The sequence below is a fragment of the Nocardia iowensis genome, from assembly GCF_019222765.1.
Taxonomy (GTDB): domain Bacteria; phylum Actinomycetota; class Actinomycetes; order Mycobacteriales; family Mycobacteriaceae; genus Nocardia; species Nocardia iowensis.
This window is the reverse complement of record NZ_CP078145.1, coordinates 6,724,719-6,747,645: the sequence shown is the minus strand read 5'-3', so window position 1 is coordinate 6,747,645 and position 22,927 is coordinate 6,724,719. Positions and strand designations below refer to the sequence as shown.

Annotated in this window: 22 protein-coding genes; 15 read left to right on the top strand and 7 right to left on the bottom strand. The window is 68.2% G+C overall.

The features are described 5' to 3' along the window. Positions 1 to 23 precede the first annotated feature (23 nt). From KV110_RS31145 to KV110_RS31115, 7 genes are all read left to right on the top strand, one after another. Positions 24 to 776, top strand: coding sequence for an aminoacyl-tRNA hydrolase (locus tag KV110_RS31145; RefSeq protein WP_246634807.1), 753 nt, complete (start codon positions 24 to 26; stop codon positions 774 to 776). Between the two features lie 165 nt (positions 777 to 941). Next, a complete protein-coding gene (locus KV110_RS31140; protein ID WP_218470743.1) occupies positions 942 to 1,109 on the top strand; it encodes a transmembrane 9 family protein in 168 nt (55 codons plus the stop codon). 62 nt (positions 1,110 to 1,171) lie between these two features. After that, entirely contained in the window at positions 1,172 to 2,005 is an 834-nt protein-coding gene (locus KV110_RS31135; RefSeq protein ID WP_218470742.1) for an ABC transporter ATP-binding protein, read from the top strand. A gap of 118 nt (positions 2,006 to 2,123) precedes the next feature. Continuing rightward, positions 2,124 to 2,894 (top strand): NUDIX hydrolase, encoded by a 771-nt coding sequence (locus KV110_RS31130; protein ID WP_246634806.1) that lies wholly within the window; start codon positions 2,124 to 2,126, stop codon positions 2,892 to 2,894. 58 nt (positions 2,895 to 2,952) lie between these two features. Next, positions 2,953 to 3,729, top strand: a complete 777-nt coding sequence (locus tag KV110_RS31125; protein WP_218470740.1) for an enoyl-CoA hydratase-related protein — start codon at positions 2,953 to 2,955, stop codon at positions 3,727 to 3,729. Positions 3,730 to 3,848: 119 nt separating this feature from the next. Next, the gene (locus KV110_RS31120) at positions 3,849 to 4,826 is read left to right on the top strand and encodes a class I SAM-dependent methyltransferase (protein ID WP_218470739.1); all 978 of its coding nucleotides are present in this window, start codon (positions 3,849 to 3,851) and stop codon (positions 4,824 to 4,826) included. Then, on the top strand, positions 4,826 to 6,004 hold the full coding sequence (locus KV110_RS31115) for a class I SAM-dependent methyltransferase (protein WP_218470738.1): 1,179 nt from the start codon (positions 4,826 to 4,828) through the stop codon (positions 6,002 to 6,004). The genes KV110_RS31120 and KV110_RS31115 overlap by 1 nt, the downstream gene beginning before the upstream one ends. An 11-nt stretch (positions 6,005 to 6,015) precedes the next feature. Here KV110_RS31115 and KV110_RS31110 read toward each other — a convergent pair whose 3' ends face one another. Continuing rightward, entirely contained in the window at positions 6,016 to 7,311 is a 1,296-nt protein-coding gene (locus tag KV110_RS31110) for an outer membrane protein assembly factor BamB family protein (protein WP_218470737.1), read from the bottom strand. Between the two features lie 377 nt (positions 7,312 to 7,688). Between KV110_RS31110 and KV110_RS31105 the strand changes: the two genes are divergently transcribed. Beyond that, positions 7,689 to 8,441: an acyltransferase gene (locus KV110_RS31105; RefSeq protein ID WP_218470736.1), complete on the top strand. Its 753-nt coding sequence runs from the start codon at positions 7,689 to 7,691 to the stop codon at positions 8,439 to 8,441. Further along, positions 8,438 to 8,983 carry a DUF1697 domain-containing protein gene (locus KV110_RS31100; RefSeq protein WP_218470735.1) on the top strand — a complete coding sequence of 182 codons (546 nt, stop codon included), beginning with the start codon at positions 8,438 to 8,440 and terminating at the stop codon, positions 8,981 to 8,983. The genes KV110_RS31105 and KV110_RS31100 overlap by 4 nt, the downstream gene beginning before the upstream one ends. Positions 8,984 to 8,990: 7 nt before the next feature. Here the strand turns inward: KV110_RS31100 and KV110_RS31095 are convergent, their stop codons facing one another. The 3 genes from KV110_RS31095 to KV110_RS31085 all read right to left on the bottom strand — a co-directional run bounded on the left by KV110_RS31095 (position 8,991) and on the right by KV110_RS31085 (position 12,808). Further along, positions 8,991 to 10,244: a glycosyltransferase family 4 protein gene (locus tag KV110_RS31095; RefSeq protein ID WP_218470734.1), complete on the bottom strand. Its 1,254-nt coding sequence runs from the start codon at positions 10,242 to 10,244 to the stop codon at positions 8,991 to 8,993. Beyond that, the gene (locus KV110_RS31090; RefSeq protein WP_218470733.1) at positions 10,241 to 11,839 is read right to left on the bottom strand and encodes a 1,4-alpha-glucan branching protein domain-containing protein; all 1,599 of its coding nucleotides are present in this window, start codon (positions 11,837 to 11,839) and stop codon (positions 10,241 to 10,243) included. Before KV110_RS31090 ends, KV110_RS31095 begins: the two co-directional genes overlap by 4 nt. Positions 11,840 to 11,989: 150 nt before the next feature. Beyond that, positions 11,990 to 12,808: a class I SAM-dependent methyltransferase gene (locus KV110_RS31085; RefSeq protein WP_218470732.1), complete on the bottom strand. Its 819-nt coding sequence runs from the start codon at positions 12,806 to 12,808 to the stop codon at positions 11,990 to 11,992. A 279-nt stretch (positions 12,809 to 13,087) separates the two neighbouring features. Between KV110_RS31085 and KV110_RS31080 the strand changes: the two genes are divergently transcribed. Both KV110_RS31080 and KV110_RS31075 read left to right on the top strand, forming a co-directional pair. Then, positions 13,088 to 13,873 (top strand): electron transfer flavoprotein subunit beta/FixA family protein, encoded by a 786-nt coding sequence (locus KV110_RS31080; RefSeq protein WP_218470731.1) that lies wholly within the window; start codon positions 13,088 to 13,090, stop codon positions 13,871 to 13,873. Positions 13,874 to 13,909: 36 nt separating this feature from the next. Then, entirely contained in the window at positions 13,910 to 14,866 is a 957-nt protein-coding gene (locus tag KV110_RS31075; RefSeq protein WP_218470730.1) for an electron transfer flavoprotein subunit alpha/FixB family protein, read from the top strand. Positions 14,867 to 15,087: 221 nt separating this feature from the next. Here KV110_RS31075 and KV110_RS31070 read toward each other — a convergent pair whose 3' ends face one another. Further along, a complete protein-coding gene (locus KV110_RS31070; protein WP_218470729.1) occupies positions 15,088 to 15,945 on the bottom strand; it encodes a LysR family transcriptional regulator in 858 nt (285 codons plus the stop codon). Positions 15,946 to 16,056: 111 nt separating this feature from the next. Between KV110_RS31070 and KV110_RS31065 the strand changes: the two genes are divergently transcribed. The 3 genes from KV110_RS31065 (at position 16,057) to KV110_RS31055 (ending at position 19,464) form a co-directional block, all read left to right on the top strand. After that, entirely contained in the window at positions 16,057 to 17,349 is a 1,293-nt protein-coding gene (locus KV110_RS31065; RefSeq protein ID WP_218470728.1) for an NAD(P)/FAD-dependent oxidoreductase, read from the top strand. A gap of 250 nt (positions 17,350 to 17,599) precedes the next feature. Further along, entirely contained in the window at positions 17,600 to 18,427 is an 828-nt protein-coding gene (locus KV110_RS31060; protein WP_218470727.1) for a GNAT family N-acetyltransferase, read from the top strand. Then, positions 18,424 to 19,464 carry a lysophospholipid acyltransferase family protein gene (locus tag KV110_RS31055; RefSeq protein WP_393538031.1) on the top strand — a complete coding sequence of 347 codons (1,041 nt, stop codon included), beginning with the start codon at positions 18,424 to 18,426 and terminating at the stop codon, positions 19,462 to 19,464. The genes KV110_RS31060 and KV110_RS31055 overlap by 4 nt, the downstream gene beginning before the upstream one ends. Before the next feature lie 122 nt (positions 19,465 to 19,586). On the opposite strand, the gene KV110_RS31050 is transcribed toward KV110_RS31055, so the two are convergent. After that, positions 19,587 to 21,119 carry an alpha/beta hydrolase gene (locus KV110_RS31050; RefSeq protein WP_218470726.1) on the bottom strand — a complete coding sequence of 511 codons (1,533 nt, stop codon included), beginning with the start codon at positions 21,117 to 21,119 and terminating at the stop codon, positions 19,587 to 19,589. Between the two features lie 139 nt (positions 21,120 to 21,258). Continuing rightward, a complete protein-coding gene (locus KV110_RS31045) occupies positions 21,259 to 21,744 on the bottom strand; it encodes a carboxymuconolactone decarboxylase family protein (RefSeq protein WP_218470725.1) in 486 nt (161 codons plus the stop codon). 171 nt (positions 21,745 to 21,915) lie between these two features. Between KV110_RS31045 and KV110_RS31040 the strand changes: the two genes are divergently transcribed. Beyond that, positions 21,916 to 22,806, top strand: coding sequence for an RNA polymerase sigma-70 factor (locus KV110_RS31040; RefSeq protein WP_218470724.1), 891 nt, complete (start codon positions 21,916 to 21,918; stop codon positions 22,804 to 22,806). Positions 22,807 to 22,927 lie beyond the last annotated feature (121 nt).

Genomic DNA, 22,927 nt, shown 5'->3' with positions numbered 1-22,927 from the left:
TCCGGGATGCCCGGGAAAGTCCGATGGGGCCGGTCGAATTCGACGAGGCGGGATTCCGCGTCCGGCATGCGGAGTTGGCCCGCGGCTACGGCGGCGCGGGCGACCCCGACGATCCGGCCATGGTCCAGGCCATGCAGATCGTGCTGCACCTGCCCAAGGTGGACCCGCCGCCGCGCAGTGCGCTGCTGGCCGCCGCGGCGACCGCGTCGGTGGCGCTGTGCCTGGACGAGCGGGTCGGTCCGGACGGCGAATGGGCGCAGCGCTACCTGGCGTGGAAACGCTCACGCATCCGCAAGGTGACCCGGCGCGCGCGTGGCGCCCAGTGGCTCGCCGCGAACGAGGTGGACGGCGTCACGGTCGACATCGACGGCGCGCAGGCGCGGGCCTTCGTCCCCGGCCCGGTCGGCGAGGTCGACCCGCGCATCAAGCGCCTGCAGATCGGCGGCACCGACCTCGACCACGACGAGCCCGGCCCCGCCGATCCCGATCTGCCGGTGCTGTGGCTGAATTCGCGACTCGGCATGACCGTGGGCAAGGCCGCCGCGCAGGTCGGTCATGCCAGCATGTTGCTCGCCGGTGCGTCGACCGCCGAACACGCACTGCGCTGGGCCGAGCGCGGGTTCCGGTGCTCGGTACGGGAAGCCGATGCGCGACAATGGCAGACGCTGGCCGATGAGGTCGCCCGTGGCGCGGCGGTGGCCGTGCGCGACGCCGGGTTCACCGAGGTGGCGCCCGGCTCGATGACGGTGATCGCGGTACCCGCTCGATCCTGGTGAAGGCGCCGAAACCGGACGCGCGGAATGGGCGTTGCGCGACCCGAATCTGGGTATGCCTTAGCAACTCGCCGAGGACGTTGTGCTCTACCCGCGCCGAGCCCGCCAGACGGAGGCTCGTCGTATCGAGGCATCGCGGCCTTGCTCAACGGAAGGGAAGGACCAGCTATGACGACGCTGCTGGTGATTCTCGCTCTCTGGGTGCTTTTGTCGGTTCCCTTGGCCCTCATCGTGGCCCGGCTGCTCCACAAGTCGGACGGGGAGGACCATCCCGATCCGGATCACGGCGACGACCAGCAGCTACGTGACTACTTCGTGCTGGACCGCCGCCGCTGAGCCGAGCGACACGTTCCCCGCTCCCTGCCCGCGTTGGCGAGCAGCCTGCCGGGTGGTCCAAGATGGACCGCGTGCCACAACCGGATCCCGATCTGCTCATCGATTTCACCGACGTCACCGTTCGCCGCTCGGGCCACACGCTCGTCGGCCCGGTCAGCTGGCAGGTCGAGCTCGACGAACGCTGGGTCGTGCTCGGGCCCAACGGCGCGGGCAAGACCTCACTGCTGCGCATGGCCGCCGCCGAGATGCATCCGACCTCGGGCACCGCCCATCTGCTCGGCGAGGTGCTTGGCAAGGTCGATATCAGCGAGCTACGCCCGCGGATCGGCTTGTCGTCCGCCGCGGTGGCGGGGCGGGTGCCGCGCGATGAGAAGGTCAGCGATCTGGTGGTGTCGGCGGGGTACGCGGTGCTCGGCCGGTGGCGCGAACGCTACGACGACGTCGACACCGATCGCGCCGTCGACATGTTGGAAAGCCTTGGCGCCGAACATCTTTCGGATCGCACGTACGGCACCCTGTCCGAGGGGGAGCGCAAGCGGGTGCTCATTGCCCGCGCCCTGATGACCGACCCGGAGCTGTTGCTGCTCGACGAACCGGCCGCGGGCCTCGATCTCGGTGGCCGTGAGGAATTGGTGGAACGGCTCGGCGATCTGGCCGCCGACCCGGACTCGCCCGCCATCGTTCTGGTCACTCACCATGTGGAGGAGATCCCACCAGGCTTCACCCATGGACTCCTGCTCAACGAGGGTGCGGTGGTCGCGCAGGGCTTGCTTACCGATGTGCTGACGTCGGAAAACCTCAGCGATGCCTTCCGCCAGTCGATCGCCCTCGACCACGTGGACGGCCGCTACTTCGCGCGCCGCGCTCGTCGCGCGGGCAAGCACCGCACGCGCTGACCGTGCGGCCCGTGACGGCGCTCACGAAGCGCGCGTTATGGTGCAAGTTGTGAGTGAGATAAACGGGCAGGCTGACTCTCAGCCGCAGGCCTCGTCGCCCAAGGACGCGTCGACGGTGATGCTGGTGCGCGACGGTGCCGCCGGACCCGAGGTCTTCCTGCAGCGCCGGGTGGGCGCGATGGCGTTCGCCGCGGGGATGACCGTGTTCCCCGGTGGCGGTGTCGATCCCGCGGACGGGACCGCCGACATCGCCTGGGCGGGGCCGGAACCCGCTTGGTGGGCCGAGCGTTTCGCCACCACCGAGCCGAGGGCCAAGGCGCTGGTCTGTGCCGCCGTGCGCGAGACATTCGAGGAATGCGGTGTGCTGCTTGCCGGTCCGACCGCGGACAGCGTGGTCTCGGACACGACCAGGTATCACGACGCGCGCGGCAAGCTGGAACGACGCGAGCTGTCGCTGGCCGGTTTCCTCGCCGAGGAGAACTTGGTGCTGCGCGCGGATCTGCTTCGGCCGTGGGCGAATTGGATCACTCCGGTGGTCGAGCCGCGCCGCTACGACACCCGGTTCTTCGTCGCGGTGCTGCCTGCGGGGCAGCTGGCCGATGGCGCGACGTCGGAGGCGGCGGAGGTGCAGTGGCGTACACCGGCCGAGGCGCTGGACCGATGGCGGGCGGGCACCGACATCCTGCTGCCGCCGACCTGGTCGCAGCTGGACGCGCTCGCCGAATTCGGGTCCACCGCCGAAATCCTCGCCGCGGACATGGTCATCGAGCCGATCATGCCGGTGCTCCCCGGCGTCGCGGGGCAGGACGTGCTGGCGTTCCCGGACAGTAATCGGTACTTCGCCGATCTTCCGGATACCGGCAGGCTCAAGGGCTCCGTACGTAAGTGAGGCGGGGGGCGATACGCCCGACGGGGGAGTGGTCGGCCACCCGGTAGCGTTCCGTCCCATGGCCGAATTCGTGACCCTGGATCTGCCCGAGGGTGATGCCGCGCGTCGCGTGGCCGTCCTCCGGATCGCCCGCCCGCCGATGAACCTGCTGAACGCGCAGTTGGTGCGGGAGCTGGCCGATGCGGCCGAGGCGATCGCCGCGGACCAGGCCGTCGCGGCGGTCATGCTCTACGGCGACGAGCGGGTGTTCTCGGCGGGCGACGATCTGGCCGAGCTGGCCGGGCTGAGCGAAGACCAGGCGCGGGCGATGGCGGGCGATCTGCAGCGCGGGCTCGGCTGCCTGGCCCGGCTGCCGCAGCCGACGGTCGCGGCGATCAGTGGCTACTGCCTCGGCGGTGGGCTGGAGCTCGCGCTCGGCGCGGATCGGCGCATCATCGGCGACAACGTCAAGCTCGGGTTGCCGCAGATCAAGGCGGGGCTGATCCCGCTCGCCGGGATCCGGCGCCTTTCCCTGCTGATCGGACCGGGTCCGGCGAAGGACCTCGTCTACAGCGGCCGCTTCGTCGAACCCGATGAAGCGCGCTCGCTCGGCTTGGTCGACGAGGTGGTCCCGCCCGACGACGTGTACACCGCCGGGCTGCGCTGGGCGCGGCAGTTCACCGATGGCCCGGCGCGGGCGCTCGCCGCCGCGAAGGCGGTGTTCGAGGCGGGTCCGCATGGCCTGGATCGGGCGCAGACCGAATGGTCTGATTTGTTCGGTACGGAAGATCGCCGGATCGGGACCGAGTCATATGTGGCGGACGGGCCGGGGTCGGCGGCATTCGTCGGTCGTTGAGCCTCGGAACGGATGTGTGTTCCTGGCGTGGCGTCGGCCATGCGGGCCGGTGGAAAGGTTGAGTTGTACACACGACCGGCAAAATGCGCGGCGAGGCGGACAAGCTAGGCTTGGCCTCCATGACGGTACGCCCTGATGACCCCGCGCCGAACCCGCACGCCACCGAGGCCGAGGTCGAAGCCGCGCGCAAGGATACGAAGCTTGCCCAGGTCCTCTACCACGACTGGGAAGCCGAGACCTACGACGACAAATGGTCGATCTCCTATGACGAGCGCTGCATCGAATACGCCCGTGGCCGGTTCGACGCCGCCGTCGGCCCCGCCCCGCTGCCCTACGAGCGTGCCCTCGAACTCGGCTGCGGTACCGGCTTCTTTCTGCTGAACCTGATGCAGGGCGGGGTGGCCAAGTCCGGCTCGGTCACCGACCTGTCGCCGGGCATGGTCAAGGTCGCGCTGCGCAACGCGCAGAACCTCGGACTCGACGTGGACGGCAGGGTCGCCGACGCCGAGACCATCCCGTACGAGGACGACACCTTCGATCTGGTGTGCGGGCACGCGGTGCTGCACCACATCCCGGATGTCGAACTGGCGCTGAAGGAATGTCTGCGCGTGCTCAAGCCGGGCGGGCGCTTCGTCTTCGCGGGCGAGCCGACCACGGCGGGCAATTTCTACGCCCGCTGGCTCGGCCGGATCACCTGGAAGGCCACCACCACCGTCACCAAGCTGCCACAGCTGGCCGGTTGGCGGCGTCCGCAGACGGAGCTGGACGAGTCCTCGCGGGCCGCGGCGCTCGAGGCGGTCGTCGACCTGCACACGTTCGACCCGAGCGAACTGGAGCGGATGGCGAGCTCGGCCGGTGCCGTCGACGTCAAGGCGACCACCGAGGAGTTCGCGGCCGCGCTGTGGGGCTGGCCGGTGCGCACCTTCGAGGCGGCGGTGCCGGAGGAGAAGCTCACCATGGGCTACCGGATGGCCATGTACCAGGCGTGGCTGAAGCTGAGCTGGCTGGACGAGAACGTGATGCGCCGGGTGGTGCCGCGCCAGTTCTTCTACAACGCGATGATCACCGGCGTGAAGCCGGGCACGTCTGCCAAGTAGTGGGCTACGGCTTCAGTCGCGCGGATGTCGCCTTTCTCGGCAGTGCGGCCGGTAGTGCCGCACTGGCCGAGGTGGACCGGCTGGAGCTGACCCAGGCAACGCACCTGCGTGATCTGGAGCGGGTGCGCCGGGACCACGGCGGCTGGGCGGCGGCGCTCGTCGAAACGGTGCGCTTGCGGCGTAAAGCCGCAGCCAAGCTCGCCGACGCGGGGGACTGGTTGTTCACCGACGATGCCCTGCAACAGGCGACCCCGACGCTGGTCGCCCGGCGCCGGGCCGCTCGGTTGGCCGGGCGCGCGGTGCACGACGTGACCTGCTCGATCGGCGCGGAGCTGGCCGAGCTGGCGATGGTGTGCCCCGCCGTCATCGGCAGCGATTTGGACGCCGCGCGGTTGTCGATGGCCGCGCACAACCTCGCCGGACGCCGAAACGTGTTGCTGGCCAAGGCGGATGCCCTCGTGCCGGTGAGCAGGGACACCGTCGTCGTCGCAGATCCGGCACGACGGGCCGACGGTAGACGCACCCACGACCCGGCGAAGCTGCAACCGCCACTGCCGGACCTGCTCGCCGCCTACCCCGGCCGCGATCTCGCCGTGAAGTGCGCTCCCGGACTGGATTTCGACCGCCTCGACTGGACCGGCGAGATCGAAATCGTCTCCCTCGACGGCGCCGTCCGCGAAGCGTGCCTGTGGTCAGCGGGGCTGACCGACTCGGCGGTCACCCGCCGTGCGACCGTATTGTCGTCGGCCGGAACATCTTTCACCCTCACCGACACCGCCCCTGACGATATTCTCGAAAAGGACCCCGGTGAGTGGATCATCGACCCCGACGGCGCAATCGTCCGCGCTGGTCTGGTCCGCCACTACGCCGCGAAACACGGCCTGTGGCAACTGGATCCCCGCATCGCCTACCTGACAGGCAATACCGTCCCGCCGGGCACCAGAGGCTTCCGCATCATCGACCGCCTCGACTACCGCGAGAAGACCCTCCGCGCCGAACTCCGCCGCCACCACTGCGGCCCCCTGGAAATCCTGGTACGCGGCGTAGACGTAGACCCCGACAAACTCCGCCGCACCCTCAAACCCCAAGGCGCCCACCCCTTCACCTTGGTGATCACCCGAATAGGCCGCACCCCAACGGCCTTCCTGTGCACGGCCGTAGCGGCGACTACCAACTAACCGCTGCCGAATCAGTACTCGGGCTTGAAGGTGAAGACTTCGCCGATGCGGGTGGCGACCACGACTTCGCCCTTCGCGCCGACGGAGGTGCCGGTGGTGCTGCCCTGCGCGCCGGGGAGCACGTCGGAGTCGATGGTGGTGCCGGTTTTGGTGTCGAAGGTGATGAGGTTCAGGCCGTCGCCGATCGCCGCGGGGGTGTAGCCGGTGCCGCCCGCGGTTTGCACCGGCGTGCCGCGGAGGCCGAGGTCCTTACGCTCCCAAGCGATTTCCGCGGCGTCACCCTTGTCGCGCAGGGCGAGCAGGTAGCCGTCGTCGCCGGACGGGATGATCAAGCCGTCGCTGGATACCGAGATGCCGCCGCGCGGCGCCCAGGTCAGTGGCTGCACCCATTTCGTGCGCCCGTCGGCAGCATCGACGGCGATCAGCCGGTTGCTGTTGTCGCCCACGTAGACGGTCTTGCCGTCGGCGGCAAGCGCGGGGCTGGTGGCACTGCCGCCGAACAGCAGGTCGGCGCTCCAGTCCTGGTGGATCTTGTTGTCCGCGTACCGAAGTGCGACGAGCGCGGCGTTCGGCTTGCCCGGCTGCCATACCGTGACGAAGAAGCGCCCACTCGCGGTGTCGACGGCGGAGATGTTCGCGACCGGGCACTGCGGTTCGCCGATCCGGCAGTCGTCCAGGCCTTGCCCGGCGGCCGGCCAGGTGAGGTTCGGGTTTTCCAGGAAGTCGGGCTGGCCGAGCAGCTGCGTCGTGGCCACCAGGCGCTGGCCGGTCTGCCGGGAGAGCACGTCGACCTGCCCGGATTGGGTGACCGTCAACAGGTTTCCGTCGCCGGTGAACTGCATCGAGACCGGCGTTCCGGCAACCGGGGTGCGCCAGCGAGGCTGCCCCAGGTAGTTGAAGGACATGACCGCGCCGATGTTGTCGCGATCGTCGCCGACATAGACGTTGGTCATGCCGTCGACCACCGAAGGCGCGGAGACCGCGGTCTGGCCGAGCTCGGTGCAGAAACGTTTACGTCCGGTGGCCATCTGCAGGGAGAAGATCACGCAAGTGGGCGTGTTCGTGGTCAGGAACATCTGCCCGTCGGGGCCGATGGTGACCGGCTCGGCAATCGGCCCGCCGATCGGGCGCGACCAGCTCAACGCGATCTTCTTGGCGCCGACCACGGGGCTGCTGCCACCGTTGCGTCCGTCGTGATGCGCGGCGGGCCAGCCTTTACCCGGCCCGACCGTGATGTCGTCGACGTCGGTGCCGCATCCGGCCAACGCCAGCGCACCGACCGCGGCCAGCGACGCAACTACCCGCATCCGGGACCGTCGCCACCTGGAACTAGCCAGTACGCCGCTTCGCACCTGCTGCACTCCTGTCGTCGTTTCCGCTCGCACGAGACTAAAGCGTGCCGACCCACAGCTCTGGAGCGACCCGGTTCGGGTGTACGCGTGTGGATTCGGGGGGGCGCCGACCGCGGCGCAGCAGTCACTGTACGGGAGGGGTGCGCGCGGGTGTGTGAGTCCCGCCCCTGCGGTTCGCAGGTTGGCGTTCCCCGAACCGTCGAGGCAGATCAGGCGTCCGCCGCCGTCGGCGCGGCCACGCGCGAACCGCGTCCGGGAGCGCCCGTTATGCTCTATCCCGTCGCCGCAGGAGGTGGGCGGCGAGCCGTTGGACCACGACAGGAGATCCGTCAGTGACGAGCATGTGGGGCGCGCCGTTGCGCACGCGCTGGCGGGGATCGCGCCGCCGGGATCCGCAGCAGGCGCGTTTTCTGACCATGGCGTCGCTGCGCTGGGTGCTCGCGAACCGGGCCTACACGCCCTGGTACCTGGTCCGCTACTACCGGCTGCTCAAGTTCCGGCTGGCCAACCCGCACATCGTGTTGCGCGGCATGGTCTTCCTCGGCAAGCGGGTGGAGATCCACGCGACTCCCGAGCTGGGCCGGATGGAGATCGGCCGCTGGGTGCACATCGGCGACGGCAACGCCATCCGCTGCCACGAGGGTTCGCTGCGCATCGGCGACAAGGTGGTCTTCGGCAAGGACAACGTCGTCAACACCTACCTCGACATCGAGATCGGCGAATCCACCCTGGTCGCCGACTGGTGCTACATCTGCGACTTCGACCACAAGATGGACGACATCACGCTGCCGATCAAGGATCAGGGCATCGTGAAGAGCCCGGTCCGCATCGGACCCGATACCTGGATCGCCGCCAAGGTGACCGTGTTGCGGGAAACCCGAGTCGGCCGCGGCTGTGTCCTCGGCGCGCACGCCGTCGTCAAGGGCGAGATCCCGGACTACAGCATCGCTGTCGGCGCTCCCGCCAAGGTCGTCAAGAATCGCAAGGACGCCTGGGAGGCGAGCGCGGAGGAACGCGCGAAATACCTTGCGGCGCTGGCGGATATCGAGCGTAAGAAGAACGGCGCGGCGAAGACCGCGTCATGAAACGGTATGCCGCGCTGCTGCGCGGGATCGCCCCGAGCAATCCGAACATGAGCAACGAGAAGCTGCGCGGCGTGTTCGATGGCCTCGGCTTCGAGCAGGTCGCATCGGTGCTCGCCAGCGGCAATATCGTCTTCCGCAGCGCGGAAACCGACGTCAGCGACCTAGAGGACCGGATACAGCTGGCCCTGAATGCCGAACTCGGCATCCCCGGCGGAACGATCATTCGCAGTCACGAAGAGCTGCGAGCCCTGCTCGACACCGACCCGTTCCCCGGCCTCACCCACGGGCGCGGCACCTATCTGGTGGCCACGTTCCTCAAAGACGGCGCCAAGGCGCCAACCAAACTTCCCGACCAGCCCGACCCGCGGACCCGAATCGTCGGTTACGACAAGGCATGCCGCGCCTTCCTCGCCGTGATCGACAACAGCGAACCCGGCAAAACCCCGGACTTCATGAGCTGGCTGGAAAAGACCTACGGCAAGAACATCACCACCCGCACCTGGCTCACCGTCCAGCGCGTGGTCAAGAAGATGGAGGCGTAGCTCCGTCCTACTTGGGGTCGCGTTCGGGGAGGGGGCGTTCGATGATGGTGGGGCGGCCGAGTGGGTTGCGGACGCGGCGTTTTGCCGAGTGGTAGACCTGGGCGGTTTCGGCGGCTACGACGTCCCAGGCGAAATCGGCGGTGAGGCGTTCGCGGGCGGCGTAGGCGCGGTCTTGGGCGGCGGCGGGGTCGTCGAGGGTGGCGCGGGCGGCTTCGACGAGACCGTCGACGTCGGCGGGGGCGAAGGAGGCGCCGGTGACGCCGTCGATGACCGCTTCGCCGAGGCCACCGGCGGTGGAGGTGATCAGCGGGGTGCCAGCGGCGGCCGCCTCCAGTGCGACGATGCCGAAGGGCTCGTAGCGGCTCGGCAGCACGATGGCGTCTGCTCCGTGCAGCCAGCCGAGGAGTTCGGTGTGGTCGAGCTGTCCGGCGAAGGTCACCGCGCGGGCCACCCGATGCACCCGCGCACGCTCACGCAGCCAGTCGAACTGGGTGCCGACACCGGCGATGGTGAGCGTGGTGCCGGGGTGCGCGCGCCGGATGCGCGGCAGTGCGGCGATCGCGTCCTGCACGCCCTTCTCGTATTCGAGCCTGCCGACGTACAGCAGCCGCGGCGGGCCGGTGCGTGGCGAGCGCGGCCGAAATGTCCAGGCGCCCACGTCGATTCCGTTGCGGATCACCGTCATCGGCACCCGCTCCGGTCCGTAGAGCCGCTCCACTTCGTCCTGCATCGATGCTGAGCAGGTGATCAGCGCGTCGGATTCGTTGGCAAGCCACCACTCGACGGAATGCACCTGCCGGTTGACCTTGCCCGCGACCCAGCCGCTGTGCCGCCCGGCCTCGGTGGCGTGAATGGTCGACACCAGCGGCACGTCGTAGTACTCGGCCAGCGCGATGCCGGGGTGCGCGACCAGCCAGTCGTGCGCGTGCACCACGTCGGGCACCCAGCCGTCACCGATGCCGGGTTTGCCGAGCGCGATGCCGGCCCGCACCATCGCGTGCCCCATGGCCAGCGTCCAGGCCAGCATGTCCTCGCCGAAATCGAAGACCGGCGGGTCCTCCGCGACCGCGACCACCAGCACGCCCTCGGCGATGAAGGAGTGGGTGGGGTGGGTCGAGGAGTCGGTGCCGGAGGGACGGCGCGCCAGCACGACCACCTCGTGGCCCGCCACGGCCAACTCGGTAGCCAGGTGATGCACGTGCCTGCCCAACCCGCCGACCACAACCGGCGGGTACTCCCACGACACCATCAAAATCTTCATGCATGTCCTTCTGCGGTGGACCGTTCAGCGGGGCCCGATCCTGGGGCGGCGGCAGCCACGGCGAAGCTTTCTCCGGACCCGGCGCTGTCGAGTCGTCGCGCATCCACACCGGGGAAGAGTCCGTCACTCGCCCCCCATCCTGCCGCCAACTGCTGTGCTTTCGCGAGTTGGCCCGCGCCGACGGCGGCCGCGATCTCCCGCACGGCGTGCGCGTGTTGATGCGCGCGGTCGCGCGCGTAGCCCGCGGCGGAGTCCTTGCTGACCATGAACGCCCAGTCGCTGGACACGGTGAGAATCGCTTCCCGGAGCAACTGGTCGGCAACGTGGTCGCGCAAGGCGGGTCCACCGTCGGCGGCGCGCATCTTGTCGATCGTTTCCAGGGTGAGCCGCACGATGTCGTCATTGAGTTCGACCAGGTCGCTTACCTGATCCCCGGCCCAGACCCGCCAGTCCTTGCCCGAACCCCAGGACGAGTCGGCCAATGGCACAGGCGCACCGACGAATCCGCGTTCGCGCGCGTCGGCCAGCGTGCCGACGGTGACCCCGGCTTCGGGCAGGGCCCGCAACACCTGGGCCAACCACTGCGGCCCCTCGTGCCACCAGTGGCCGAACAGTTCGGTGTCGAACGCGGCCACCACCAGCGCGGGCTTGCCGATGCGGGCGGATTCGCTGATCAGTCGCTCGCGCACCGTCTGGACGAAGTCGTCGACATCGCGGACCACCGCCGCCGCCGCGAGCTCCGGGTCGTACGGCGCCTTGTCCGGGCCTGCCACGGTCTTGCCCGTGACGCGGGCCGGCTTGAGACCGGTGGCGTGGTCATAGTGATGAAAGTCACGGTAGGCGCTCTGGCCCGGGTAGCCCGATTTCGGTGACCACACCCGGTAGCTCACCTGGAGATCGCGCCCGAACGCGACCACATCGGACTCGCGCACCGGCCGTCCGAGCGACGTGTCGCCCCGCAATGCGGGCCCGTCGACCATGAAATGTGTCACACCGGCGGCGTCGTAGCCGATCTCCATGCCCGGCGTGTAGCCGCATTCCGGTGCCCAGATGCCGGTCGGTGTGTGGCCCCAGCGGTGTCGCGCGTCGTCCAGGCCCTCGTTGAGCTGGAACTGGCGCAGTCGCGGATCGAGCAGCGGCTGGAACGGATGGGCGAGCGGGCCGCCGAGCAGTTCGATCGCCTCGGCATCGATGAGCGCACGCCACACCGGTGCCGCGCCATGCCGCCAGCGTTCCTCGAAATCCGCCAAAGCCGCTGTGGCCAAACGATGTTCGTGCCTGCCCAGGGCGATGTTGCCCGCCATGGCCGCCTCGTCGGCGCGCAGCTGCCAATTGCCGAGCCAGTGGTGCATCCCCGCCAGGCAGTGCGGGTCGTCCAGCTGGGCCGCGAGCACCGGCGTGATGCCGAGGCTCAGCAGATGTGAACGTCCTTCGGCGGCAAGGGTTCTCAGGACTTCGGCGACCGGAAGGTAAGAGGAGGCCCAGGATTGATAGAGCCATTCCTCACCGACCGGCCAGCGGCCGTGATGGGCGAACCACGGTAGGTGCGAATGCAAGACCAGGGTGAACTGGCCGGGAACAGCCTCGCTGCTCACGACTGCGCCTCGCTAGCGCTCGGCTCCGTCGTTCCCAAGGGCGCTGTGCCGATGGTTCGTTCGCTTCGCTCACTCACGACTGCGCCTCGCTGAGCCTCGGCTCCGTCGTTCCCAAGAGCGCTGTGCCGATGGTTCGTTCGCTTCGCTCACTCACGGCTTCACCGCGATGGCGACCAGATCGAGACTCGCGTCGATGTCCTCGGCGACCAGCACGAAATCCTCGATGGTGACGGCCGCGACGTCGGCGGTGAGCTCGGCGGGCCATGGTTCACCGGCCAGTGCCCGCTCGATCTGCGCGTCGATGAACGAACCACCGTGCTTGGCGTCCAACGCTTTCAGGCTCGGGCCGTGGTGCACGCCGGTCATCTCGGCAACCTCGAATCCGGCGTCGACCAGCAGTTCGGTGAGCTCGGCGGCGTTCAGTTCGCGGGTGTGGAACGGGTTGAGCGGGGTATCGCGACCGGGGGAGAAGGTGATCCGGTTGGGCGTGCTGATCAGCAGTTCGCCGCCGGGACGCAGCACCCGGAAGCACTCCCGGAGGAACTGAGCTTGGTCCCAAAGATGTTCGATCACTTGGAAATTCACCACCACGTCGACCGAAGCGTCGTCGAGCGGCAGTTCGGCGAGGTTGCCCTGGATCATCTCCACCCGCGGGTAGCGGGCGCGCACGTGCTCGACCGCGCCGGTGTCGTAGTCGACGCCGATCACCTTGGTGGCTACCGAGGCGATCATGTCCGCGCCGTAGCCTTCACCGGATCCGGCCTCCAGCACGGTTTTTCCGGCGCAGCGGTCGAGCAGTTCGGCGTAGGCGATCTCGTGCCTGCGGAACCAGTAGTTCTCCTCGGCGATGCCGGGGACGGTCCGCTCGCCGGTCAACGGCAGCGGTTCGACGGCGCCGATGGTCGTCTCGGGGGCGCCGGTCGTGCCCGTCGGGTCGTCCACTGCGGCAGGGATCACAGCCTCGCTCATCGTTCCGACGTTACTGGCACCGACAGTTCGCGGGATACCCGCACCCGGTCACCGGGACCGCCCTACCCAGTGCTGATGCACTGCTACGCGGGGGTCGCGCTGCTGGCTTCCGCCCGGCACGATATCGCCCGGGCTGGCGTTGTGAGAGAGAAGCGGCTAAGTTACCCACGGGTAACTTAACGTAGGGTAGTGTCACGCCCTGAGCTACTCACACGGACGTACGGCCCGCTCGTGCGACCGCCCATACGTGTAACCAGAACAGGAGGTCGACGAAGACCGATGCCGAACATCGTCGTACTCATCAAGCAGGTTCCCGACACCTGGTCCGAGCGCAAGCTGACCGATGGTGACTACACCCTCGATCGCGAAGCCGCCGACGCCGTCCTCGACGAGATCAACGAGCGCGCCGTCGAAGAGGCGCTGCTGATCAAGGAGGCCCAGGGCGGCGAGGTCACCGTGCTGGCCGCCGGTCCGGACCGGGCCACCGAGGCCATCCGCAAGGCGCTGTCCATGGGCGCCGACAAGGCCATCCACATCAACGACCCGGCGATCCACGGCTCCGACGCCGTGCAGACCGCCTGGGTGCTGGCGAGCGCGCTCGGCCAGGTCGAAGGTGTCGAACTGGTCATCGCGGGCAACGAGGCGACCGACGGTCGCGCCGGTGCGGTGCCCGCCATCATCGCCGAGTACCTCGGCCTGCCGCAGCTGACTCACCTGCGCAAGCTCACCGTCGACGGCGACAAGATCACCGGCGAGCGGGAGACCGACGACGGCGTCTTCAAGCTGGAGGCCACCCTCCCGGCCATCGTCAGCGTCAACGAGAAGATCAACGAGCCGCGCTTCCCCTCCTTCAAGGGCATCATGGCCGCGAAGAAGAAGGAAGTGCAGACCTTCACGCTGGCCGACCTCGGCGTCGACCCGTCGACCGTCGGTGTCGCGAACGCGGGCACCACCGTCACCGGAGCCACCCCGAAGCCGCCGCGCACCGCGGGCGAGAAGATCGCGGACGAGGGCGATGGCGGCACCAAGATCGCCCAGTACCTCGTCGGTCAGAAGATCATCTGATCACGCCGATCTGAGACTGCTTAGGAGAGAACACAAATGGCTGAAGTACTTGTGCTCGTTGAGCACGCAGACGGTGCGATCAAGAAGGTCAGCACCGAGCTCCTGACCGCCGCCCGCAACCTGGGCGAGCCCGCCGCCGTCGTGCTCGGCACCGCGGGCACCGGCGAGAAGCTGGCCGACGCGCTCGCCGCGGCCGGCGCCGAGAAGATCTACATCGCCGAATCCGACGACGTGGAGAACTTCCTGGTGACCCCGAAGGTCGACGTGCTCGCCGCGCTGACCGAGCAGGTCTCCCCGGCCGCCGTCATCGTCGCCGCCTCGGCCGAAGGCAAGGAGGTGTCGGGCCGCCTCGCCGCCCGCATCGGCTCCGGCCTGCTGGTCGACGTCATCGACGTGAAGTCCGACGGCACCGCCGTGCACTCCATCTTCGGTGGCGCGTTCACCGTCGACGCCAAGTCGAACGGCGATGTGCCGGTCATCTCGGTGCGCCCCGGCGCGATCGAGGCGTCCGCGCAGGCCGGTGCCGGCGAGAAGGTCACCGTCGAGGTGCCTGCTCAGGAAGACGGCGTCGTCAAGGTGACCTCGCGCGAACCGGTCGTCGCCGGTGACCGTCCGGAACTCACCGAGGCGACCATCGTCGTCTCCGGTGGCCGTGGTGTCGGTTCCGCCGACAACTTCTCGGTGGTCGAGGCGCTGGCCGACTCGCTGGGTGCCGCCGTCGGCGCCTCGCGTGCCGCGGTCGACTCCGGCTACTACCCGGGCCAGTTCCAGGTCGGCCAGACCGGTAAGACGGTCTCGCCGCAGCTGTACATCGCCCTCGGCATCTCCGGCGCCATCCAGCACCGGGCAGGCATGCAGACCTCGAAGACCATCGTCGCGGTCAACAAGGACGAAGAGGCCCCGATCTTCGAGATCGCGGACTACGGCATCGTCGGCGACCTGTTCAACGTCGCCCCGCAGCTGACCGAAGCGGTCAAGTCGCACAAGGGTTAATACCCCTCAGCACCACCGAACGGCCCCGGGTATCCACCCGGGGCCGTTCGCATTTCGTCCGCCCACAGCAGATGTGGTTGCGCCCCATGAGTTTCCGGGCGGGACTCCCAGGGTTTTCATACGGCTCACAGGCGCAGCACGCCCTGTGAAAGGTATGGACACTCTGTGAGATCAACCCTGAGCCAGGCGTTAGAGGACGGTGCGTAGCCGGAGTGGGTTGGTCAGGTGCGGTGTAGGGCGGCGAGCAAGGTGGTCAGGATGGGGGAGCGGCGGGCGTCGCTGCGCAGGACCGCGGAGACGGGGATGCGTAGTTTGTGTTCGGCGAGCTTCAATACCACTAAACCCTCGGTTGGGCTCTCCGCGTAGAGCACCGTCCACGCGTCGGGGCGGTTGATCAGCTCCATGGTCGCGGTGTGGTCGGGTGGGATCGGGGGACCGTAGGTGGGGCCCGTGGGTAGTTCGGCGAATGCGGACCGAATGACGGTGTGCAGCAGCACTTGTTCCTGTTCCGGCGGGAGCAGCAGCGGATAGCGGCTCAGATCGGAGAGGGTCACCGTTTCCCGGGTGGCGAGTGGATGCGCGCTGGAGGTCGCGATCACCAGATCCTCGACCCACAGCTGCTCGACCTCCAGCCCGGGTTGATCGACGCTGCCGCGGATGAGTGCGAGATCGCAGTCGCCGTCGGCCACCGCGGTGATCCGCTGCCGGAACGGTTTGATCACGAACTCGATCTCCGCTTCGGGATGGGTGGCGCGGGCGCCCGCGATCGCCGACAGCGATCTGGTCGCGAAGGACATGTTCGCGGCGAGCCGGATCCGCGGGCCGACGGTCCGCACGGCCGCCCGGATCGCCGACTCGAGGCTCAGCATCTGTTTCGCAAGGGGAAGTAGCCGTGCGGTGGCGTCGGTGGGCACTACTGATCTTGTAGAGCGCTCGAACAGCTGCACGCCGAGATCACGCTCCAGCCGGGAGATCTGATGACTGATCGCCGACTGTGAGATAAAGCACCGTGCGGCCGCGCCGCTGAAACTGAGCTCCTCGCACACGGCGACGAAGTAGGTGAGCTGCCGAAGTTCCACAGCGCCTCCGATTGATGACGGATCGAGATAAGAGTCATCTGCATTATGCGCCCTAACACCTGAAATATCTCGGTTCCGGATGACGGTTGGTAATGAGAGAAGGAGGCTGTCATGCAGTACGTGGATGCGGGAATCGAAACCGCGGGTGTCGTCATCGTCGGATCGGGGTTCGGCGGGCTCTCCGCCGCCAAGCAACTTGCCAAGTCGGGTATCGATTACGTGCTGATCTCCAGCACGCCGGAGCACCTGTTCCAACCGTTGTTGTACCAGGTAGCGACCGGTGTGCTGGCATCGGAGGAGATCGCGCCGCCGATCGCCTCCATTCTGCGCCGTCACCGCGAGGCCGACGTGCGCCTGGGCAAAGTAGTCGCCATCGATCCGGATCAGGCGATCGTCACCTATGAGCACGACGGCGAGCGCCGCCGGATCCGGTACGGCTCGCTGATCGCCGCCACCGGCGCCAGCCAGTCCTACTTCGGCCGCGACGACTTCGCCGAGAAGACCTTCTCGCTCAAGACCATCGACGACGCGAAGCTGCTGCGCGCACAGATCCAGCGGGTCTTCGCCGAGGCCGCGGGCGCGGACGAGGAGACCAAGCGCAGGCTGCTGAGCTTCGTGGTCGTCGGGGCGGGCGCGACCGGCGTCGAGGTGGCCGGTCAGCTGAAGGAACTGGCGAAAAGGTATTACCACCAAGAAGTTTCGGTCACCCTGGTGGAGGGCGCGGGCGAGGTGCTTCCGCCGTTCGGCGGCGGGCTGTCGGAGTACGCGAAGAAGTCGTTGACCCGCAGCGGTGTCGACGTGCTGCTCGGCACCTTCGTCACCGATATCGAGCAGGGCAAGGTCACCGTCAAGGACAAGAGCGGTGTCGAACGCGGCATCGCGGCGGAGACGGTCGTCTGGTCGGCGGGCGTGCAGGCGGGCGGCTTCGCCAAGATCCTGGCCGAGGCCACCGGCGTGGAAACCGATCGGGCCGGACGGCTGCTGATCAACCCGGATCTCACCGTCGGCGGCTACGCCGACATCTACGCGATCGGCGACATGACCTCGCTCAACGGCTACCCCGGCCAGTCGCCGGTGGCCATGCAGGAGGGCAGGCACGCCGCCGACATCATCCGCCGGAAGAAGCAGCCGGGCACCGCGTTCAAGTACTGGGACAAGGGCAGCATGGCGGTGATCAGCCGGTTCAGCGCGGTCACCAAGTTGAACGACAAGATCACCTTCCGCGGCCTGATCGCCTGGGTCATGTGGCTCGCGGTGCACCTGTTCTACCTGGTCGGCTTCCGCAACCGGTTCGCCGCGGTCGCCTCGTGGCTGGTCGCGTTCATCGGCACCGGACGTCCCGGTTTCGCCGAGGTGGACAAGGCCGCCGAACCGCCGCGCGTATCGGAACGCACGGCCGCTTGACCTCGCTCCGACACTGAAAGGCCGCATCGCGATGACTTCACGATGCGGCCTTCTTGTTGCTGCTTCAGCCCTGAATGCGTTGGCGGCGAGCCGTTGAACAGGCAAAGAACGCGGCGACGACGCGAGGGCGCGAACAGGGCGCGACGGTCTGATGAACGCTCGGTGTGCGCCGACCTCGTTCACCGACTCGGCATCGACGAGACACTTCGAGGTTGCTCCGACGCAGTCTCGGGCTGGCTTCATCAGCGATATGACTATTACGTCCGTGTTGACAGCCCCGGCGCGCTCGACGGACTCCGGGGTGGAACGGTCACGGTACTCGCTGGTCGTCTCGTCCGACGCTGAACACCGCGCGGCGGCGCAGCGACTGCGCTACGGCGTGTTCGCGAGCGAGCCCGGATTCCACATCCCCGACAACGGTACCGGCCTCGACGCCGACCGATTCGACGACTACTGCGACCACCTGCTGGTCCGCGACGACCTGACCGAGGAGTTCGTCGGCTGCTACCGGATGCTGCCGCCGGACAAGGTCCCCGCGGCGGGCGGCTACTACACGGCCACGGAATTCGATCTGGCCCAATTGGATCCGGAAGGCAGGCGGATCGTGGAGATGGGCCGGGCCTGCGTCGTGCCCGACCACCGCAACGGCTCGGTACTCACCCTGATGTGGGCGGGCATCCTGCACTACATCCAACTCACCGGTTACGACTGGGTGATGGGCTGCGTCTCGGTGCCGATGCAGGACACCCCCGCCGACGAGCCCGGCGTGAATGTGCGCGGCGTGCGCGACATGCTGCTCGGCAGGCACGCGTCGGATCCGGAACAGCGGGTGCACCCGCTGCGGCCGGTGGTCGTCGACGGCAAGACCCTCGATGAGATGACGCCGCCGTCGCGGCCCAAGCTGCCGCCGCTGCTGCGCGGCTACCTGCGCCTTGGCGCGGAGATCTGCGGCGAGCCCGCACACGATCCGGACTTCGGGGTCGCCGACTTCGTCGCGATGCTCGGCCTCGACACCATCAACACTCGCTACCTGAACCGATTACAAGACGCCGCCGCGACCTTCGACGGGGGACGGTGAGGAACGTGGTCTTCGACGCACCGCCCGCACAGGGCACCGCACACGCGTGGATGCCGTCGAGCCCGTGCGGGCCCGGCTGCATCGAGTCGATCGATGAGGTCGGCACCGGCCGGGTGATCGGCAGACTGCTCGGCGTCGCCGGGCTGCTGATCAGCTTCCCGATGGTGAATCTGGTTACCCCGCAGAGCAAACGAGAAGCCGTGCAGCGCGGGTACGCGCGAACGTTGTTGAGTTGTCTAGGAATGGAATTGCGGGTCGTCGATCGCAGGATCGACCCGAACGGGCGCGGCGTTGTCGGTGAGGGCAACACCGCGCCCGCCGTTTATGGCGAGCCGGGTACCGGCGTCATGGTCGTCGTCGGGCACATCGGCTGGACCGATATCGTCGCGCTCGCCGCGGTGCAGCCGCTCGGCTTCGTCGCCAGGGCGGACATGGTCGACTGGCCGGTGCTGGGCAAGCTGGCGACGCTGATGCGGGTCATCCCGATCGAGCGGGAGAAGCTGCGCGCGCTGCCCGGTGTGGTGGCCCAGATCGGCGCCAGGCTTACCGCCGGCGATCGGATCGCGGTGTTCCCCGAGGGCACCACCTGGTGCGGTCGCGCGTACGGCAGCATGCGGCCCGCGCTGTTCCAGGCGGCGGTCGACACCGATACGCCCGTCCAGCCGGTGCGATTGCGCTATCTGGATCGGCACGGCGTCCAGTGCACGGTGCCGGGATTCGTCGGTGAAGACACCTTCGCCTCGTCGGCCCGTCGGGTGCTGCGTTCGCGCGGCATGGTCGCCGAGGTGGTGCTCGAGGCGGTGCAGCAACCGGGAACGGATCGACGAGATCTAGCGCGCCGCTGCGAGGCCGCGGTCCGTGGCACCGAGCTCTCGCGCCACGGTCTGCGCGACGCCACGGTGTGGATCGAGGCGGGCAACACTCGGGTACAGGACCCATCCATCGCGGCCGACACACCGGAGGTCCGCAGGCCACAACGCCGCCTTCGGCCCATGCTGCGCGGCCGAGGCCGCCGGGTCGACGCGGTCGGCGGCTGAGCCGAGGACCGGCCGCCTCTTGCCCGGCACGCTCGCGCCTGCGGCAATTGGAGCTCGGGAAGCACGGCCGAACCGAGAGGTCGCTCGGGACGGCCGTGACCGGGCCTCCTTGCTTGTCGCTATCAGCAGGTGACGTCCGACGCCGGGAGTGTCCCGTCTCGGAGGTATTCGTTGGTGGCATCCCGCACGCAGCGGAGGCGGGCGTCGTCGACGCTTCCGTTGTCGAACAGGTCGGTGATGACGGCGATCAGGAGTACGTGCGCACGCATGCCTTCTACGGTGAGCAGGCGTGCGCCGGTCATCGCGCGGCGCAGCGCCTCGGCGCCCGCCAGTGGCGTGCGGGGGTCACCGGTGGCCTGCACGATCAGCGCCGGGATCGCGTTGCGCACGACGGTGGGCGGCTCGGCAGGCGCGGGCCAGAATGCGCACGGTGAGATGTTGTTCGACAGTGCACCGAAGATCGGCTGGGTGACCCTGGCGCGTTCGATATTGGTCCAGTACCGGTGCGGATCGCGAGGTACCGCGGCGTCTCCGCACTCGATCACCGCCTCGGCGGAGGTGTTCACCTCGGTGTCGGCATTGTCGAAGTACGCGGTCAACCAATCGCCGGGATTGAGGGTGACCGGGCGGCCGTCGGCGGCGTCGAGCAATTGCCGGACCAGCACCGCATAGGCGTCGTTGACGTAGTAGCTGTGCAGTGGCAAGTACAGCAGTAGCGGAAGGCTGCTTCCGTCGACAACGTGACCGTTCACGTCGATGGGTCGTTCCGTCACCCGGTGGACAAGTCCCTCGACGCCTGAGCGCACCTCGGCGGCGGTCGTGCCGAGGTGATAGCGCGCATCCTGCCCGGCGGCCCAGGCGGCCCAGTCATCCAGCGCCGCCTCACTGCTCGCGCCCTGGGTGAGCGTTTCGCCGGAGCCGTAACTGTCGGGATCGACGGCACTGTCCAGCACCAACCGGCCGATTCGGTCCGGAAACATTTGCGCGAACACCGCACCCAGATATGTCCCGTAAGACATGCCGTAGTAATTGAGGGCGGGCTCGCCGAGTGCTGCCCGGATGACGTTCATATCGCGCGCGGTATTGCGGGTGGTGTACGCGGACATCGTGTCGCCGAGCGCCGCCGCGCACCTGGCCGCAAGGTCCGCCTGTAGTGCGACCTCCCTGGCGAACCCCGCCACCCCGGGTTCCGGCGCACGCAAGTAACGATCGACCGGCCAGCCGCAATCGACCGGTGTCGAGCGGCCGACGGCGCGCGGGTCCATGCCGATCAGGTCGTACTGGGCGAGGACGTCGGAAGCCAGCACAGCGCTGACTGCTAGTCCCTGGACCAGGCCGGTGCCGCCGGGACCGCCGGGATTTCCGAGCAGGACGCCACGTCGCCGGGCCGGATCGGTGGCCATCATCCGCGAGATCGCCACCGTGATCGTTCGGCCCTCGGGTCGCGAATAGTCCAGTGGCACGGTGATATCGGCGCACTGCACCCCACTGGCATCGAGCACTTCGACGCCGCATGTTCGCCATTCGACCGCCTGCCGTTCGAAACGCTCCAGCGGATCAGGTGCGGCGGCAGCGGTTCCGGTAACCGAGGTGGCACCAACCAGCGCCCCGGCAATACCGACTACGACCTGACGAAACAGATTGTTGCGCAACATATTTCCCCCTCATGACTACTGTATCGCAGCAGCACCGGAAGGCCGATCGATACCAGGGCCGCGAATCGAAGCCGCCTCTCGCACGGACATGCGCGGGCCCGGCCCGAATCATCTTGGGCCGGGCCGGGATTCGTGCCGATCAGTCGAGCATGGCGGCGAACATACCGGGCTGGTAGGAACCCGCCGGGTTGCGCACGATCACGTTCATCCGGTTGGCGGCGTTGATCAAGGCGACCAGGCAGACCAGCGCGACGGTCTGGTCGTCGTCGTAGTGCTTGCGCACTTCGGCCCAGGTCTCGTCGGACACGCCGTGGTGAGCGTCGGCGAGCCGGGTACCTTCCTCGGCGAGCGCCAGCGCGGCCCGCTCGGCCTCGGTGAACACGGTGGCCTCCCGCCAGGCCGCGACCAGGTGCAGCCGGACCGACGTTTCGCCCGCGGCCGCGGCATCCTTGGTGTGCATATCGGTGCAGAAGCCGCAGCCGTTGATCTGGCTGGCGCGCAGGCTCACCAACTCCTGGGTGGCCTTCGGCAGCGACGCTTGGTTGATCACCATGGCGGCGTTGGCGAACCGCTTGCCGAACTTGGCGGCGATCTCGTTGTCGAACATGTTCAGTCGGGCGTTCATGACTTCGTCCTCACTGGCGGTGTTGCGTACTGACGAACAAGAGATGCCGGCGACCCGATTCTTGTGACAGCACCGCGACGTGACGTGCGCCACCGATCGCGGGTGTCACAAAACGGTGGGGACCGGTGTCTTGTGGTGACACAGTCGACAGCGAACAGACAGGAGCCACCGATGAGCGAGCGCATGGACTCGGCCACCGCGGCGTTCGTCGCCCACCGCAACCTGCTCTTCACCGTCGCCTACGAGATGCTGGGTTCGGCCGCCGACGCGGAGGACGTACTCCAGGAGACCTGGCTGCGGTGGGTGGACGTCGATCTCGACGAGGTGCGGGACCAGCGGGCATACCTGGTCCGGATCACCACCCGCCAGGCGCTGAGCCGGCTGCGCACGCTCGGGCGCCGCAAGGAGTCCTACGTCGGTCCCTGGTTGCCCGAGCCGCTGCTGACCGCACCCGACGTGGCCGAGGATGTCGAGTTGGCCGACAGCGTTTCGATGGCGATGCTGCTGGTGCTGGAGACGCTGGCGCCGACCGAACGCGCGGTGTTCGTGCTGCGTGAGGTGTTCGATCTGGACTATGACGAGATCGCGGACGCCGTCGACAAGAGCCAGGCCGCGGTCCGCCAGATCGCGCACCGAGCCCGGGTACATGTCGCGGCCCGGCGACCGCGTGGCGACGTTTCTCCCGCCGAGTCCCGAGATGCGCTCGCGGCGTTCCAACGGGCGATCGAAACGGGCGATCTACAGAGCTTGTTCGACATGCTCGCACCCGACGTGGTCCTCCTCGGCGACGGTGGCGGGGTTGTGCAGGCCGTGCCGCGGCCGATCGTCGGGGCCGACCGGGTGGCCCGCCTGCTGGGCGCGGGCCTGCCGAAGTTCGGCGGCGAGGCCTCGGTCGAGCCGGTGCAGATCAATGGCTGGCCGGCACTGATCGTGCGGCTCAACGGAAAGATCGACGACGTCGTGGCGGTGCGAATCGACGACGGCTTGATCACCGGGCTCTACGTCGTGCGCAATCCCGAAAAGCTGTCCCGTGTCGAGCGGGAGACCACTGTGAGCCGCTGAATTTCCCTGCGAAGCGCTCGCCGGTCAATTCCCTGACGGCCGTATGGAACACACTGTGGTTCCAGTGGATTCACCGCAGCAGCCCCGCATGATCTGGTGGGCCCGGCGCACTCTGCCGACG

Coding starts and splice junctions, on each gene's coding strand:
- KV110_RS31040 (WP_218470724.1), top strand. CDS start 21,916: ATGAGCGAGCGCATGGACTCGGCCACCGCGGCGTTCGTCGCCCACCGC.
- KV110_RS31095 (WP_218470734.1), bottom strand. CDS start 10,244: ATGAAGATTTTGATGGTGTCGTGGGAGTACCCGCCGGTTGTGGTCGGC.
- KV110_RS31050 (WP_218470726.1), bottom strand. CDS start 21,119: ATGTTGCGCAACAATCTGTTTCGTCAGGTCGTAGTCGGTATTGCCGGG.
- KV110_RS31060 (WP_218470727.1), top strand. CDS start 17,600: ATGACTATTACGTCCGTGTTGACAGCCCCGGCGCGCTCGACGGACTCC.
- KV110_RS31140 (WP_218470743.1), top strand. CDS start 942: ATGACGACGCTGCTGGTGATTCTCGCTCTCTGGGTGCTTTTGTCGGTT.
- KV110_RS31085 (WP_218470732.1), bottom strand. CDS start 12,808: ATGAGCGAGGCTGTGATCCCTGCCGCAGTGGACGACCCGACGGGCACG.
- KV110_RS31080 (WP_218470731.1), top strand. CDS start 13,088: ATGCCGAACATCGTCGTACTCATCAAGCAGGTTCCCGACACCTGGTCC.
- KV110_RS31110 (WP_218470737.1), bottom strand. CDS start 7,311: ATGCGGGTAGTTGCGTCGCTGGCCGCGGTCGGTGCGCTGGCGTTGGCC.
- KV110_RS31045 (WP_218470725.1), bottom strand. CDS start 21,744: ATGAACGCCCGACTGAACATGTTCGACAACGAGATCGCCGCCAAGTTC.
- KV110_RS31075 (WP_218470730.1), top strand. CDS start 13,910: ATGGCTGAAGTACTTGTGCTCGTTGAGCACGCAGACGGTGCGATCAAG.
- KV110_RS31120 (WP_218470739.1), top strand. CDS start 3,849: ATGACGGTACGCCCTGATGACCCCGCGCCGAACCCGCACGCCACCGAG.
- KV110_RS31145 (WP_246634807.1), top strand. CDS start 24: ATGGGGCCGGTCGAATTCGACGAGGCGGGATTCCGCGTCCGGCATGCG.
- KV110_RS31130 (WP_246634806.1), top strand. CDS start 2,124: ATGCTGGTGCGCGACGGTGCCGCCGGACCCGAGGTCTTCCTGCAGCGC.
- KV110_RS31100 (WP_218470735.1), top strand. CDS start 8,438: ATGAAACGGTATGCCGCGCTGCTGCGCGGGATCGCCCCGAGCAATCCG.
- KV110_RS31065 (WP_218470728.1), top strand. CDS start 16,057: ATGCAGTACGTGGATGCGGGAATCGAAACCGCGGGTGTCGTCATCGTC.
- KV110_RS31135 (WP_218470742.1), top strand. CDS start 1,172: ATGGACCGCGTGCCACAACCGGATCCCGATCTGCTCATCGATTTCACC.
- KV110_RS31125 (WP_218470740.1), top strand. CDS start 2,953: ATGGCCGAATTCGTGACCCTGGATCTGCCCGAGGGTGATGCCGCGCGT.